This is a genomic window from Candidatus Poribacteria bacterium (assembly GCA_026706025.1).
Taxonomy (GTDB): domain Bacteria; phylum Poribacteria; class WGA-4E; order WGA-4E; family WGA-3G; genus WGA-3G.
In genome coordinates, this window is sequence record JAPOZO010000088.1 from 127,260 (window position 1) to 141,715 (window position 14,456).

Here is a 14,456-nt window from a genome sequence, read left to right on the forward strand (position 1 = left end):
TTTTAATACAGATTTATCCCGATACTAAAAGCGGTATCAGAACTCTCAAAAGAAAATAGAAGAGATCCGATGATGCTCGTCGTCTTTGACATCTGAATTTCTACCCCGGCTTCTCCTAAAATACTACTATCGCTCACAGTTTCTTCAAATCCTGTCCATTGCCGCTCTGTAACATCCCAAGCACTTGAATAATATACGCCAAAAAATGGGGTTATACCCCATCTTGATTTCGTACCCAACCGTTTTAAAACACCACCGCCACCGGTAAGTCCAAGTATCCGTGTTTTAACGAACGTCTCACTTGTTGCAGCATTCACAGTCCGGGAAAACATAGCACTAAAACTCCCCTGAAGAAAATAATCTAAGCCTGTCTGCCCCAACGAGTTAATTCGGACTACCGACAGTCCAACCACAGGAGCTGGCGGAATTTCTAACATTCTATTGTACACATCATCCTCAATAAGGGCAACTCCCCCTGCGAAAGAAATTCTTAAATCCCTGTCAATTCCGTAATCAAGGCTACCAGTTATTGTGTTGATATTTTCGGTTGTACTAAACCCAAGTTCAAGCCCCGTCCTGCCTTTCGGGAGTTTGTATATACTTGTCTGAGCGTAAGCAGTAATAGGGAGTAAAGCGAAAAAGAAGATGATGTAGCGGTGTACTTTTTTTAACTGCACTTTTATCGCTCCTTTTAAAAAAGACGTTTGAAGTCTGCTCGCGTCGCGCTTAACAATTTACCGTGTCAACTGGATGATAATACCCACGCCGCTGATGACGATGTAGGCGAAGGTACTGACGAGACCCCAGTTGACTTGGAACTTCTTTTTAATCTCTAAAATGTCACCGGGGTAGAGTAGCATTTGCCGTGCCTCACCTTCAGCTGGGTTGAATGTGAAAGGTGTTTCTATGGTTGTACCATCACGCCGGTGGATGAGGACCTCTTCACGGTTGGCAGAAACCTCGAATCCACCAGCGAGTGCAAGTGCCCGCGCAATGGTCAAAGGACCGCGAACACGTTGCGCGCCCGGGGCGCGAACGTACCCCGTTACATAGATAGGCTCAACCTTAAAGACATTAGGGACAAACAAGACATCACCGTCTGATAAAGATGGAAGCTCGACACCCCTTGGCGGCGATTTCCAAAACTGTTCGGAGAGGTTGAATTCGGAGAGTGACCCGCTTTTTGCGACCTTCACAACAGCGGTCAGATCAGCTTCTCGATCGGGGCCGCCAGCGCGGGCAAGTGCTTGCCTGATACCAATGTTTCCACGCACAAAAAGTTTTCCGGGGTTTTGTACCTGCCCTTGCACTTCAACAACCGCCAGTGGCATAATATACACCAAATCGTTGATGTTGACGCGGATATTGCGGTCAGGATGGTTTGTTGAGAGGTCGTAGGTTTCAACTTTTTGGGTTGTATCGGTGCGAATTAATTGGACACCTTGGCGATCAGCGTTCTCTGCCATACCGCCCGCGAGCGCGATGGCACGGTATAAATCGATATCGGTCTCCGGCGAAATGGTATAACGTCCGGGGGTTTTCACTGCACCGCCGACGAAGACTCCGTTTTCTTGGGACACCAAGGACACCATAACAACAGGGTTGCTAATGTGCTTGAGAAACTCGCGAATCCGATGATTGACCGTTGTCACTGTAGCCCCAGCAACATCAAACTCGCCGCCGAAGTAGTTGATTCTACCGTCCCCACGGACCTGCACGGAATGCGTATATTCCGGCTGCCCGATGACAGTAATTAGAAGAGTATCACCTTTCTTGATACGGTAAACATCGCTAAAAAGTGTGGGAGTCGCAATGCAAAAAAGTAAAATAAGGCAGGCTTGTAAACTTCGGAAAAAGTAGACCATAGCGTTTTTCTGAGAAGATGTCATTTGGGTATGTTCAGAATCACCAGCCACAATCTCTTCTCACAGCACCTTTCAACTTGTGTCAATTTGAGGTTTCGTTGGTTTCAAAGATAGTGAGTTGAGCCGCTGTTGATTCAAACCGTTTGTGGATACCGATCCTTTTGTTAGGTCGCCGCCGCCAATGCTCTTTGACATAACTTCCGTTCCGCCTACGATGTCCTCGGACATAGACTTTCCCAGCCATGCGGACATGCGCTTTTGCTTCCTTAATGAGGTAGAGTTGCTTGGCTTTCATAACGATCTGCTTGTGTGCCTTATTATTCTTCCTTCAACGAATCGAAATAGGCTTTGAGACATACCCGGGCGCGTGGGACTAAATTAACCGGCACAAGGACATCACCCCATTCCGACTGGGAGGCGTTGCCTTTTACGCCACCATAATTAGGCACCTCATGGCAGCGCAAATAGACCGGAATCCCCTCATCTTCTAAGACGCTCTGAAGGATATTTCCTGCTAATTCGTTCGGCACAGATTCAAGGGCGTACCAGTCCCCGTATTCCGGGATCTCGGTTTGTGCTGCTTGCGGCACGAGGTATACTTGACAATCCGGACATGTTGAGATTGCTTCTTTATATGTAGTGTTGCATTGTGGGCAAAACGGCATGGTGTTTTCTCCATGTAAACGGGCGAGGTGTTTTTGATAGGGTGTTTCCCATAGGAAACCTCGCCAGTAAAAGAGGACAGGGTTTTGTACGACGCCACACCACGGTGCTTTTACGTTAAGCGGGTTCTCGTTGGTACATTCACATTATTATAACCCAAGTTGCTACCAACGGATTTTGAGCATTGTAACGCGGTTTTTCCGACACTTTCTTCACCCCGTAGGGGTGTTATATCTATAGAAACAGCATATTTAAGCGACCGCACTCCGTAGGAGTGCTATGTAGATAAATAGGTGGCAACTTGCGTTATTATAGTAACACACGTGCGAGAATTTGTCAAATGTTAAAATTAGAAGCAGTCAGCAATTAGCCATCAGCCGTCAGCAATTTCTGTCCGAGTAGGCACATATTCAAGAGGTTTTTGAAATCTTCAAGGTTTCCTCGTAAATCCGGGGCGGTTCCAAACCGAACCTACCGGACCTGCGGATTGAGACATTAGAATTTCCAGAGACGTAGTGCCGTTTTGCCTAACACCCATTCCCGGTCTTCTGGTGTAAAGAAATCCATCTCATCTCGGACAACCGCCAAGGTTTCTGCATAACTGGCACGGCTGAGACAGACGGGCCAATCAGTACCCCACATGAGTCGCGAACCGCCGAAGGCGCGATATACTTCCTTAACCTGTTCAAATGTGTCCGACCATGGGTACCCTGTTTTCGAGATTGACCACGTATGGCTTATTTTGACATAGACGCGAGGAAATTTTGCAAGATTGAGCAGTAATTCAAGTTTTTCAGGCGCATCAGGCGAGCAGCTCGCCATGTGGTCTACCACGACATCGAGATCCGGGTGCTGCTCCAAAAGCGGCACAAGATCGACCAATCGCTCGGCTCCAGTGAGCATAAGCAGTGGTACACCGAGTGTTTCGGCACGACTAAAGATAGGCGGCATTAACGGTCCTGTGAACCAATCACCGGCGGGTCCGACAGACGGACTCAGCCGCACGCCATGGAAACCGTGCTCTTCTGTCCAACGGCTGAGATGTTCCGGTGCCGCCGGGTCTTCGGGGTTGATCCGACACACGCCCATGAATTTATCGGGATACCTTTTCATAACGTCCGCGGCGTAACTATTATCCCATCGATAGTGGATGACTTGAACGAGGACGGTTTTTTCTACATCATTTGCTGCCATTAGTTCCAAAAGCATCTCTGCGGTAGCGTCCTCGGTGGGCGGACTTGTTGTCTCCGGTGCCCACGGAAACTGCGGATCGTTTTTCCAAACATGAACATGTGGATCAATAATTCTCATATCTCTAATGACTCCTTCGGTTTTTTGAAATATCCGTATAGACCTAAAGGTACACAGTAAAGTAGAATCAGGATGTGCAGGCTAAACCCTGTGACAGTCGCTACTTCTATAGAGGTCCCGAAATGTGATAGCAGCCAGACGAACGGAAACTCTGTCGTCCCGAAGTTGCCAATCGTTTGGACAGGCAAAAGATTAAAGACGTTGGTAAATGCAAGTGCAAACAACACCTGCGTTATTGGTACATCAACCCCCATTTCAACAACAAGGTAGCACTGAAATCCGAATCGGATTACAAGGCACATCAAAGAATATGCCCACACCTCCAAAAACCGTCGATTCAATCGGAACGCCGTGAGTTCCTGCAGCACCTGTAACCCCTTATCGACAATCCATGAAACCGCTCGCTTTTCAAGGCGTAATAGCGGTCTCGCGCATCGGTCAGCGAGTTTCATACAGACCTTCGGCGCGACAGAGACGAAAACGACGACCGAAATTAAACCGCTTCCTATAAGAAGGGGCATGAGATACAGAACAATGCCAGTGAAGGTATCCCGAAGTTCAGCACGCAGGAGCCACCCGGTTGCAATCACTAAACCCATTAACAATATCAAATCAATCAGACTTGCTACCAGCAGCGAAGCAATCCCTTGTGTTGCTTCCACTTTCTGCCGACGTTGCATCAGATAGACATAAGAGACATCCCCTGTCCGCATCGGGAGGATATTGCCCCAAAAGGTATGCAACGCTAAAATTGGAAAAATCTGATGTAGACTGCTATCAAGATTCAGCAGTGCTCGGAACCGTGAGGCTTTCGCCAGAACTAACAAACAGTAGCATGTGAATCCGATTAAGAGTGCCTTTATTGACAATCGACGCAGGGTTTGCGGTATCTCTTGAAGGTCAATCTCTTTTAAGAGGAAGTAGGTTATGATGACTGCGAGTAGCGTTGGTAAGCCGATCTTGGCAATCCGCTGGAATTGTTCTCTGTTCAAAGGCACGCTCGCTATGGGTTATGATTGATTTTTCTGTTTTATAGAATTTGTATTATGGTATCCGTTGAAGGTTTAATTGTCAAGATTTCTTTTAAAGACTTGCTTTTTAGTTTGTGGCATTCTATAATATGCATCTTACAATTGTCTGATTTTTATAGAAACGCGGTATCATTTCATCTCATGGATAACAATCAAGACACCTCAAAAACTTCCACTCGGAAACAGTTCTATTTTCTCACGTTATCACATACCGTTCTCGATTCCTACGCGACGCTTCTCTCACATTTGCAACCGCTCCTGCTGACGAAGTTAGCCACAGCTGCGACACGGAATAGCTTAGCGGGGAACTTCGTTTCAATTTACAGCGTATTTAGCTCATTCGGACAGATAGTCTTTGGATGGCTATCAGATCGTGTGCGAACAGTGCATTTTCTGACAATAGGCGTGGCCTTTAGTGCGCTCGGTTTAAGTCTATTGTGGCTTGCGCCATCTGTTAATATTGTGTATCTGTTGTTAGCTATCGGTGGTATTGGGGTCGCTGCATTCCACCCACAGGCGACGACTTATGCAGGTGCGCTCGCTTCAGAACAGAGAGGGATGGGTATCTCCATATTTCTAACAGGTGGAAACGTTGGACGTGCACTCGGGCCGCTGGTACTCCTGTTTATCCCGTACCGTTTCGGCTTGGAATACCTTGTTTGGGAAATGATACCCGGTTTACTCGTGGCGTTGCTGTTACCAAAAGTATTAAAATTTGAGAAGGCACTCGATTTAACTGTCAGCACGAGCGGCACACCAAGCGACGATCAAATCCCGCAAGAACCGTTTTGGCGTGTTGCTTCACCGCGCCTGCTCCCCATCATTGTGCTATTCGTTATTGCGGCGATGCGAACCGTTACACTCACCGGTATCGAAACCTTTCTTTCTGTCCATTTAGCCGATCAAGGCTACTCAGACCAAGGGCGTTCTCTGGTCATCGCCCTCTTTATTTTCGCCGGGTCAATGGGTATTTTGTCAAGTGGATGGCTGATGAGTCGCGTCAACACTTATGTTTTGTTATTGGTATCACTTCTCGGTGCGCCGCCCCTTCTTTACTGGTCGTTACACACGGACGGGTTCAGTTTCCTCGCACTCCTCTTTTTAGGCAACGTCATTCTTACGAGTTCGATAACTGTTAACATTATTCTCGCGCAGATCATGTTGCGCGGACATGAAAACATCGCCTCCGGTTTAATGATGGGTGCCGCGTGGGGTGTCGGTGGCTTTTTGAATAAAATTGTTGGTGTTTTAGGAGACCAATACGGTTTGCCGATTGTGTTAGACGGTTTGGTGATGCTCCCGTTGGTCCTTGCACCGCTCTTGATCCTGTTACGCGATCAACCAGATTTGTCGAAACCAAGCGTCTAAAGTCGCTTCTTAAAAATTCCACAGCAGACTCAAAAAATGTGTGCTAATCAGGTCACCGAAGAGGAGCGCGTAATCGAGCCGAAACTGGCGAAGTTGGATACCGATGCCGCTTGTAAGACGGCTCTCGCGGTAGCCGAGGCGTAAAGCTAAAGGTTTGCTAATCTGATACTCTATACCGAGATGCATCTGACCACCATAGCGTTGCTGCCACTGGTAAGAGAGGATCAATTCTCGATTGAAAACACGACTGTTAGTATACGCCACCCCTATATTCCAATTCGCAGGAATAGATTCTTTCGGCGCAGACAGCGTGTTCCACGTCAAAGTCGTCTTTGAAATGTCCTGAAGATTGACACCGAAGGAGAGACTACCGAAGTTCTCCAGCCTAAAAAGCCCGTTAAAGTCCGGCAAACGGACAAGCGCGCCAACATCAAAACCGTATCCCCAACTCCCGTAATTATAAATGTCAATATCGCCGCCGCTTAAGCGTTGCGAAATCCATTTTGCATTCGCACCGACCATAAACTCCGGCGGCACCGAATCCCTACCGAAGTTATCCCACCACGATTGACTGACAACCCAACGCGTGGCGAGTGTTAAAACATAGGCGTTTTCACTATCGTTTAGGTAACCCACAGGCGTAAAGTCTGATTCTCTCGGTCGGTTTTTGGCGAGGTTCCGTCGTTCACCGGCACTAATATTCGGATCAAAGGCTGGAACGAGTGGATAGATTGGGATGTCGTCTACGCCTGCCCGAATCCACGACAGCCCGAGATTGAGTTTCGGCAGAATTTGCGTTGTACCACTGATATAGTTGAACGTGCCTAACCCGGAACGCCGCGCGGCGTGCATCAGACAGAACTGATAATTATCGGAAACCGCCGCAATACCAGCAGGGTTCCAATAGGTAGCCGTCGCATCGTCAGCAATGCTAACATACGCGCCACCTAATCCGAGTGCGCGCCCGCCAACACCGTTTGTTAAAAAATCACCCGTATAGTTTTCGGCGACAGCCGGTAAAACAGCAATACAAATACATCCGACGAGTATTGTGACAAAACAGATGCGATGTGTAGTATTAAGTTTTCGTCGTTGAAAATTGATCAATTGGTTTCTCTTTTCCTTGGATCCATTATGATGGTACTATAGCTTTGTAGACGGCGCACGACATGTACCTGCTATTCTATAACGGTACTATTTTCTCGACGGCACACGCCGTGTACCTACTACTTTAACACAGCGGAAGCCGACATCGCTGCTTAAAAGTGAGGGTTTCTCAGCGAGCCGATTCGCGACGCGGACGCTTTTTGCGTTGAAACTCCATGACCCACCACGCACAACACGCTTTTCTTTGCTAACACCGGCATTTGTAATAGCCTGTTGGACGTTCTCAGCACCAGCAATCGGGTTATCTCGTGGTGCATCCGCGTAAAACTTTCGGTGATATGTGTCAAGACACCACTCCGCGACGTTCCCAGACATATCGTGCAATCCGTAGCCGTTAGCAGGATAGGCACCGACAGGTGTCGCGCGTTCATCATGCGCGCCAGATTTTGTATTTTTGTTGTAATTTGCGCTGCTGGCATCAATCGCATCTCCCCACGGATAATCCTGCGCGATTAACCCACCGCGTGCGGCTTTCTCCCATTCGGCTTCTGTCGGTAACCGCTTGCCTGCCCATTTCGCATACGCCATCGCATCCTGCCAACTGACCTGAACCACAGGGTGTTGATCGGTTGGCGAGGTTCGCTCTACAGATTCTGGTAGCGGTCGATGCCCCGTTGCTTCAACAAATTCCTTGTATTCTGCAACCGTCACCTCATGTTTGTCAATATAAAAGGCATCAAGATAGACAGTATGCACCGGCTTCTCATCGCGCTCGCCGTTGTTACTTCCCATGCGGAACTCGCCTGCTGGGATCAGCACCATATTGACGGTTTGTGAAGACAGGCTCGCTGTAACATATAAAACACCGATGATCAGGAGAGTCAATACAATTTTCATCACTAAACTCGATTCAAATCAAAGGCGTTCCAATAATACTGGTACTGCGTTGATTTCCAATCGGTATAAATTTCGTCCCAACCCATCCGATTGAAATGCGGTAAAAGCGACCCTTCTGTGACCGGCTTCGAGCATCCTTGATAGCGATAATCGACCGAAAGTCGAATCAGATCCGGACTCTGGTTCGGCAGTGCCTTATGAACGGCATGACTGTGGAAGAAAAGCGCGTCGCCAATCTCGTAGTCTCCTGCTACCCAATAGAGTCCGTCTGCTTCCAAGGGTTCGGTATCAATGCCGAGTCCACCCGCACCGAGGGCTGGTTTCACGGGATATATACCGCCTTGATGCGATCCAGAGAGTACTGTTAATCCACCCAACGCTGTCGAACACACGCCGAGCGGTATCCATGCGGTATAGGTCTCCTCTGTGCCCCGGATATGGATAAAATCTTGGTGTGCAGGCGTTGTGTATTTAGTGTTTTCTGGGAACATAATTCTTCCAATATTCCGCGGATGCACAAGTGTCTTCTCGCCGAAGAGTTTGTCCAACATGTCCAAGATCGCTGGATGGTGCGCGAACGCATGGAAAGATTCCAAGGATTGGAATTCATCTAAGACGGGCCAATAACCGTCATCGCCTTCCATGTAGGGACCCCCCGTGCGGATGCCGTCCATCAAGGCATCTCCACCTTCTGCCCATCCGTGTCGATGACAGATTTCTAAGAAATCTTGACGCAAGTTATAGATAGAATCGGCATCAATCAAGCCACGGAAAAAGAGATAACCATCTTGCCGCGCCTGCTCTTGCAGTTTATCGGGTTCACCTAAAAGTTCATTTGAAACATTAAAGGGTTCAATCCTTGCCATAAAACGCTCCTTGCTGACAAAAACAGTTGTAGACTTAAGGATATTATAGCAACAAAACGGGTGGCGTGTCAACTGTTGTCGGTTGTCAACTATCAGTCCTGTAGGTTGGGTTGAACGGAGACCTACTAAAAATCGTACACAGCACAGCATTTTCAAAGGAACAGAGAAACTTGAAATCACCACCGAGTGAAACCCGGGGTCCCCACCCGTTACTGGAAAGGTGCCTACGTCTATATTTGTATTTTATTTTCTAACCCTCCTTTAACTATCAAACTCAAGTTACGATAGTCTATTTTCCCCTTTGGTTGCAAACACTGACGGTTTTCTTCAAAACTGAGTTCATAGAAAGGCGATTTGTCGCAATATTCTTGCCCTGTAATTTTGAAAGTGTGATACAATTCGGAACAATGTGCAATAAATGTAGAAATGTATAGACGCACTATCAAAGCGGACCCTCTATTTTAGGAGATATTTCATGCTTAGCATCAAACACCTTGAAGCGATTCCGTTGAACGTACCTTTCTATCACGAGCGGGTCAGCCGACACATGCACCGCGCTTTGACGCACGGTGAACGGGTTCATGTTTACCGTGTTGAACTCAGCAACGGCGTTGTCGGATACGGCGAGAATTTATCAGATGAATCAGCGAACATTGAACAACTGATCGGACAAAACGCGTTTGCATGTATGAACGATGACAGCGTCGGGTTCGGTATTCAGATGTCGCTTTTTGACGCGATCGGCAAATCGGTGGATGTGCCTGTCTACCAACTCATTGGACCCAAGGTTCGCGAGAAATGCCCCATTTCGTGGTGGGATATTGATATGCCGCCGGAGGATTGGGTGGCGGAAGTCCAAGAATCGGTGAAACGCGGTTATACGTCTGCGAAACTCAAAGCGCGTCCGTGGCGCGACATCTTCGCGCAGGTGGATGCCGTCGGTGATGCGGTGCCAGCAGACTACCGGCTCGACATTGATTTCAACGGATTCCTACGGACTGCGGATAACGCTATCCCTGTTTTACAACACTTAGATAAACACCCGAATGTCGCTATCTATGAGAGTCCGTACTATCTCGGCACAGATGTAGAGGGTGCAGCGCGATTGCAAGCGGCTGTCGAAAAACGGATTGTAGAGCATTTCAACGAGTCCTGCTTGCATGCGCGGTGTTGTGGTGGGTTCGTTGTCGGTGGTGGTGTGAACTCGCTCCGGCGGACGAACGCGCTCTGTGCTTCGTTCGATCAACCCTACTGGCTCCAGATGGTCGGCACAGGGATTACAACGGCGTACTCGGTGCATCTCGGTGCCGTGCTATCCCAAGCGGAATTACCAGCGATTACGTGTCATGAGTTGTGGGAATCGGACTTGCTCGAAACGCGGCTTCCGGTGGTTGAAGGAACAATTCAGGTTCCTGAGTCGCCAGGACTGGGGATTACGGTTGATGAGGCAGCGTTAGCAGCATACCGTGTGGATCCATCTACACCGACACCGCAGCAGTTGTTCAATCAGACCGATTATACGTGCAGGGTGCATATCCCAAACGAAGGCGGTGGCGAGACGGTCCACGATTTTGACAACGAGGGTGTCTATTACCCGGCGTTCAGCGAAGGAGAATATCCAGGGTTCGTGCCGGGGGTTTGGATGGAAGTGGTTTGATATGGTGGTTGTGTGGATCTCGGATTTTCTGTGATTCACATAACCCACACATCGCAGTGTTTTGCATCATTCAACGTTTTCAGCAAAATAATCGGAATCTACACGTTTGACTTCGTACGTTTTCTCTATGGAAACACCAACATTGTGTTCGATCATATATTGGGCAAGTTGGTTTCCATCAATAAGAATAATTTTGAAACCTGAAGCATCGTACGCTCTCGCAGCCTTGGTAAAATCTGATGTTGTGATGAAAATTCCCTTATTAGCACCTTTTCCAGCCAACGCCCCCGCAAACCTTGCAATATCAGGTTCACCAACATTTCCTTCCCACCGTTTTGCTTGAACGTAAATCACGTCAAGACCGAGTCTGTCCTCATTAATAATACCATCAATTCCACCATCACCACTGCGTCCTACGGCTTGGGCATCTTCGCGTGAACCACCATATCCCATTGCAACGAGCAAATCAATAACTAATTCCTCAAAAAAAGTAGGAGAGTTCTTTTTAATTTGTTGCAGTAATTCTTCCGCTAATTCCTTTCTGATTTGCTGATAATTTTCTTCAATGGATTTTTCAGGACGTTGGTTACCTTCTCCAATCCCAAGGTTTTCCCCAGAGTCAGGTAGGTCCCCACTAGTTCCAGCGTTTAGATCAGGCGCAGAAATTTCTTCTACGCTTTGACTTAAAACATTACGTCCGAGAGCTGTTATTCGGTAATGCCGTTCTCTGGATCGCTCTATGAGTCCTTTACGACTCAAGGATTTTTCCATCTGTCCACTTTTACCTAGTTTCCTCCTTTCATCCTCGGTAAGCGAAAAATGTTCGGTAAGCATTTTTATAATACTCAAGCGACGGTATTCTTGACCGTTAGCTATGTGCTGAAGAACAGGTAGAGTCATTTCGTCAGTAGATGGTATAGGCATCTTTATCAAAATCTCCAATATCAATTAAAATTTTCTACGACTTTTCGCACTATAATAGTTTCAAAAATGTCTTAAGAGCATAACACATCTAATCTATTTGCCAAGGAATTTCGTTTGACACTCAGGGATATTGAACGTGCCGTAGGTTGGGTTGAACGAAACTGAGAAACCGGATGTGTGGGTTCCAAATCCCCTTCAAATTCAACATGTCGCTGTTAAATTCAAGGACTGAGTGAAACCCAACTTTATACCGTCACAGTCCCAGAAATCCGAAAACAAAACGTTGAGTTTCACTCGGTTTCTGTTCAATGTGTAGGGTTATTTAGTTTTCCATTTTTTTGCCAAATTTTCGGACCCCAAGCCCGGTAGGTGCGGTGTTTTTGCTTGGGTGTTTCCCTCCTAACCGCACCGGATCTTTAAAAAAAGACCTGAAACACAATAAATCCTTAAAACTAAATCGTCCTGACTTCAAGGATGCCTGGAGCGTCAGAGAGGTAACGATCTCTAACACAATCAGTCAAGCAAAAACAGTTGAATTTCTTGGGCAATATGCTATACTATCTTTAAGTTTCAACAACACATCAATAGACGAAAGGTAAAATATCTTCCAACACCATTTGAGCAACACCTTAAAGAAAAACAAGAGGACAACCAAGTGAAAGTAATTTTGACCATATCCGCAACATCCCTTCCGGGTGGTTCATTGATAGAGATGGCACCCTAATCTCTCAGCAAGCCAGCGGACCTCTGTTAGAACAGCTCGTATCAGAGGCAGTGAGGGTTAATTTCGTCAAATTCATACTGTCAGTCCTTGAAAAAAATAGGAAATTAAAATAAAATGCGACTGATTTTTTTCATGCTGTGTGGTATCTTTATCCTATTCGGATGCGGTTCCGATGAAATGCCCGCGCCGATAGTGCAGCAGATGCCGAACTACTTTCCCGATACTGTCGGCAGCAGATGGGTCTATCGGAACGCCGATGGATCCGAGTGGTCGCGAGAGGTTACTGATGGAAATAGTATTCACGGAGAGGGCTTTCAGGTTTTTACCTACACACCACCGGTTACTGAAACGGAGTTTGACTATCTGAAACCCGATGTTTTACGCGTTACGGATAGCCAAGTATTATTCGTCATCGGTGAAAAGATAGAGCGTTACGTTCAAAGTGAACTGCCTGCTTCGGTTGCAGACGAATTCGCTGGCTTGGAACTGGATATCACTGTAGAGCCGATCACACACCCTGAATTTGTTTTTTGCCAATTGCCGTTGACTCCCAATTTCCAGTGGGATGCCCTCAATACGAATGTCAATGGAAGCATTATTTTGCAGAACCTTGTGCTGCTGCAGTTCCCTTTCGCGGTACACGTGAGTGTTAAGGGTGAGGTTGTTGCCATAGGTTCACTTGAGACCCCTGCCGGAAGTTTTGAGGAAACGTATCAGATCGAATATCAGACAGAAATCACGCAGACGCTCTTCTCAGAGGCAGAAACAACGCAGCAGCGTCAGAGGGTATGGTTCGCTCCACACGTCGGCATTGTCAAGATTGAGGGTGAAAATGGTATAACTGAATTAATCGCGTATACCTTCCCAGAAATAATCGAAAATTAGCGTTACGGCATACGGAGTATGCCTACTACTTGCAAATGAAAGTTGTTATTTTAAGCGACAATAAGCCGGGGCATTACAAGCAATCTTTAGGCATTGTAGAAAAGTTGTCTGAATCCGAAACTGAATGGCTTACGGTAGAATTCCGGCGTAAGTGGCGTGATAATCTGCTGCGTGTCTTTATGTGTATTTTCGGCGGCACACCACTCCCGATCTCGCTTATCCACACACTTCTTCGCTGGAGTCTCACTGCTGAGACTTACAATGCGTTGACAGCCTTTCGTCCCGCTGATATTATCCTGTCGACGGGTTCATCTGTCGCAGCGGTCAACCTACTCCTTGGTAGGCTTCTCGGTGCCAAAACAGTCACATGTCGTAGACCTTCACCGTTGGGGGTCCGAAATTTCGACCTCGCGATTCTCCCGATGTTCTCATGGCACGGTAAAAGAGACAAGGATAACGTCTGCAAAACAGTCGGTGTGCCGAACCCCATCTCACCAGATACGCTGAATAGCGAGCAAAAACGACTCATCCAAAAACTCAATCTCCCTGATTGTCCACGGATTGGACTCCTCATCGGTGGCGCAGACCGACACGAAACTATTACATCTACAGATGCCGAACAACTCAGCGAGATTTGCCAGACAGTTGCAATAGAAATGAATGCACAGATATTGGTCACGACTTCCCGTCGAACACCGACAGAAGTAACAGCACATTTGGCATCAACACTTAAACACAGCGCGTGGTGTCCGCTCTTCATTGAACCAGACACACCCTCAGAACTTGCAGACCCCTATCAAGCCATCCTCGCCTTAAGCGATCTACTTATCGTCACCGCAGATAGTTTCACAATGGTGTGTGAAGCGGCGAGTAGTGGGCATCCTGTTATCGTGCTAACACTATCAAGAGACACTGTGAGAAAACCGAAGCGGTATAACGCCTATCAGTACATGGAACACCATGCCATTGTGAACCAATGCAAACTTGATAAGTTAAAGCAGCATATCGCCGACGGACTCACCTCGCGTGTACCGAACATGCCGCTCCAAGATACAAATGCAGCAGTGCATGCGATTCGTAATTTAATCGACAGTAACTAATCCAAAAGAATTGCGGAACTTTTTTCCACATTCGGTGTGTCAATCCGTACGATCTAAA

At 47.3% G+C, this 14,456-nt stretch carries 14 protein-coding genes; 4 read left to right on the forward strand and 10 right to left on the reverse strand.

Annotation, left to right across the window (positions count from 1 at the left end):
• Window positions 1–2: 2 nt before the first annotated feature.
• The 6 genes from OXH00_22745 to OXH00_22770 form a co-directional block, all read right to left on the reverse strand.
• On the reverse strand, window positions 3–677 hold the full coding sequence (locus OXH00_22745) for a hypothetical protein (GenBank protein MCY3743842.1): 675 nt from the start codon (window positions 675–677) through the stop codon (window positions 3–5).
• 57 nt (window positions 678–734) lie between these two features.
• On the reverse strand, window positions 735–1,916 hold the full coding sequence (locus OXH00_22750; protein ID MCY3743843.1) for an SLBB domain-containing protein: 1,182 nt from the start codon (window positions 1,914–1,916) through the stop codon (window positions 735–737).
• 31 nt (window positions 1,917–1,947) lie between these two features.
• The gene (locus tag OXH00_22755) at window positions 1,948–2,160 is read right to left on the reverse strand and encodes a hypothetical protein (GenBank protein ID MCY3743844.1); all 213 of its coding nucleotides are present in this window, start codon (window positions 2,158–2,160) and stop codon (window positions 1,948–1,950) included.
• Window positions 2,161–2,182: 22 nt separating this feature from the next.
• Complete coding sequence (locus OXH00_22760; protein MCY3743845.1) at window positions 2,183–2,530, reverse strand: hypothetical protein; 348 nt, start codon at window positions 2,528–2,530, stop codon at window positions 2,183–2,185.
• Between the two features lie 493 nt (window positions 2,531–3,023).
• Window positions 3,024–3,839 (reverse strand): amidohydrolase family protein, encoded by an 816-nt coding sequence (locus OXH00_22765; GenBank protein MCY3743846.1) that lies wholly within the window; start codon window positions 3,837–3,839, stop codon window positions 3,024–3,026.
• Window positions 3,836–4,831: a lysylphosphatidylglycerol synthase transmembrane domain-containing protein gene (locus OXH00_22770; protein MCY3743847.1), complete on the reverse strand. Its 996-nt coding sequence runs from the start codon at window positions 4,829–4,831 to the stop codon at window positions 3,836–3,838. Before OXH00_22770 ends, OXH00_22765 begins: the two co-directional genes overlap by 4 nt.
• Window positions 4,832–5,011: 180 nt before the next feature.
• Here OXH00_22770 and OXH00_22775 point away from each other — a divergent pair, with 180 nt between their 5' ends.
• A complete protein-coding gene (locus OXH00_22775) occupies window positions 5,012–6,238 on the forward strand; it encodes an MFS transporter (GenBank protein ID MCY3743848.1) in 1,227 nt (408 codons plus the stop codon).
• A 9-nt stretch (window positions 6,239–6,247) separates the two neighbouring features.
• Here the strand turns inward: OXH00_22775 and OXH00_22780 are convergent, their stop codons facing one another.
• The 3 genes from OXH00_22780 to OXH00_22790 form a co-directional block, all read right to left on the reverse strand.
• Window positions 6,248–7,345: a hypothetical protein gene (locus OXH00_22780; protein MCY3743849.1), complete on the reverse strand. Its 1,098-nt coding sequence runs from the start codon at window positions 7,343–7,345 to the stop codon at window positions 6,248–6,250.
• A gap of 87 nt (window positions 7,346–7,432) precedes the next feature.
• Window positions 7,433–8,242: a formylglycine-generating enzyme family protein gene (locus tag OXH00_22785; protein ID MCY3743850.1), complete on the reverse strand. Its 810-nt coding sequence runs from the start codon at window positions 8,240–8,242 to the stop codon at window positions 7,433–7,435.
• 2 nt (window positions 8,243–8,244) lie between these two features.
• The gene (locus OXH00_22790; GenBank protein ID MCY3743851.1) at window positions 8,245–9,108 is read right to left on the reverse strand and encodes a phytanoyl-CoA dioxygenase family protein; all 864 of its coding nucleotides are present in this window, start codon (window positions 9,106–9,108) and stop codon (window positions 8,245–8,247) included.
• Between the two features lie 475 nt (window positions 9,109–9,583).
• Here OXH00_22790 and OXH00_22795 point away from each other — a divergent pair, with 475 nt between their 5' ends.
• Window positions 9,584–10,765: a mandelate racemase/muconate lactonizing enzyme family protein gene (locus OXH00_22795; GenBank protein ID MCY3743852.1), complete on the forward strand. Its 1,182-nt coding sequence runs from the start codon at window positions 9,584–9,586 to the stop codon at window positions 10,763–10,765.
• 66 nt (window positions 10,766–10,831) lie between these two features.
• On the opposite strand, the gene OXH00_22800 is transcribed toward OXH00_22795, so the two are convergent.
• On the reverse strand, window positions 10,832–11,689 hold the full coding sequence (locus OXH00_22800; protein ID MCY3743853.1) for a restriction endonuclease: 858 nt from the start codon (window positions 11,687–11,689) through the stop codon (window positions 10,832–10,834).
• Between the two features lie 838 nt (window positions 11,690–12,527).
• Between OXH00_22800 and OXH00_22805 the strand changes: the two genes are divergently transcribed.
• Both OXH00_22805 and OXH00_22810 read left to right on the forward strand, forming a co-directional pair.
• The gene (locus tag OXH00_22805; protein ID MCY3743854.1) at window positions 12,528–13,298 is read left to right on the forward strand and encodes a hypothetical protein; all 771 of its coding nucleotides are present in this window, start codon (window positions 12,528–12,530) and stop codon (window positions 13,296–13,298) included.
• 35 nt (window positions 13,299–13,333) lie between these two features.
• Window positions 13,334–14,398: an ELM1/GtrOC1 family putative glycosyltransferase gene (locus OXH00_22810; GenBank protein MCY3743855.1), complete on the forward strand. Its 1,065-nt coding sequence runs from the start codon at window positions 13,334–13,336 to the stop codon at window positions 14,396–14,398.
• Window positions 14,399–14,456: the final 58 nt, after the last annotated feature.

What these genes read in the sequence shown, in the direction of transcription:
- OXH00_22755 (MCY3743844.1), bottom strand. Translation starts at nt 2,160, where the DNA reads ATGAAAGCCAAGCAACTCTACCTCATTAAGGAAGCAAAAGCGCATGTC.
- OXH00_22760 (MCY3743845.1), bottom strand. Translation starts at nt 2,530, where the DNA reads ATGCCGTTTTGCCCACAATGCAACACTACATATAAAGAAGCAATCTCA.
- OXH00_22765 (MCY3743846.1), bottom strand. Translation starts at nt 3,839, where the DNA reads ATGAGAATTATTGATCCACATGTTCATGTTTGGAAAAACGATCCGCAG.
- OXH00_22775 (MCY3743848.1), top strand. Translation starts at nt 5,012, where the DNA reads ATGGATAACAATCAAGACACCTCAAAAACTTCCACTCGGAAACAGTTC.
- OXH00_22785 (MCY3743850.1), bottom strand. Translation starts at nt 8,242, where the DNA reads ATGAAAATTGTATTGACTCTCCTGATCATCGGTGTTTTATATGTTACA.
- OXH00_22790 (MCY3743851.1), bottom strand. Translation starts at nt 9,108, where the DNA reads ATGGCAAGGATTGAACCCTTTAATGTTTCAAATGAACTTTTAGGTGAA.
- OXH00_22795 (MCY3743852.1), top strand. Translation starts at nt 9,584, where the DNA reads ATGCTTAGCATCAAACACCTTGAAGCGATTCCGTTGAACGTACCTTTC.
- OXH00_22800 (MCY3743853.1), bottom strand. Translation starts at nt 11,689, where the DNA reads ATGCCTATACCATCTACTGACGAAATGACTCTACCTGTTCTTCAGCAC.
- OXH00_22805 (MCY3743854.1), top strand. Translation starts at nt 12,528, where the DNA reads ATGCGACTGATTTTTTTCATGCTGTGTGGTATCTTTATCCTATTCGGA.
- OXH00_22810 (MCY3743855.1), top strand. Translation starts at nt 13,334, where the DNA reads ATGAAAGTTGTTATTTTAAGCGACAATAAGCCGGGGCATTACAAGCAA.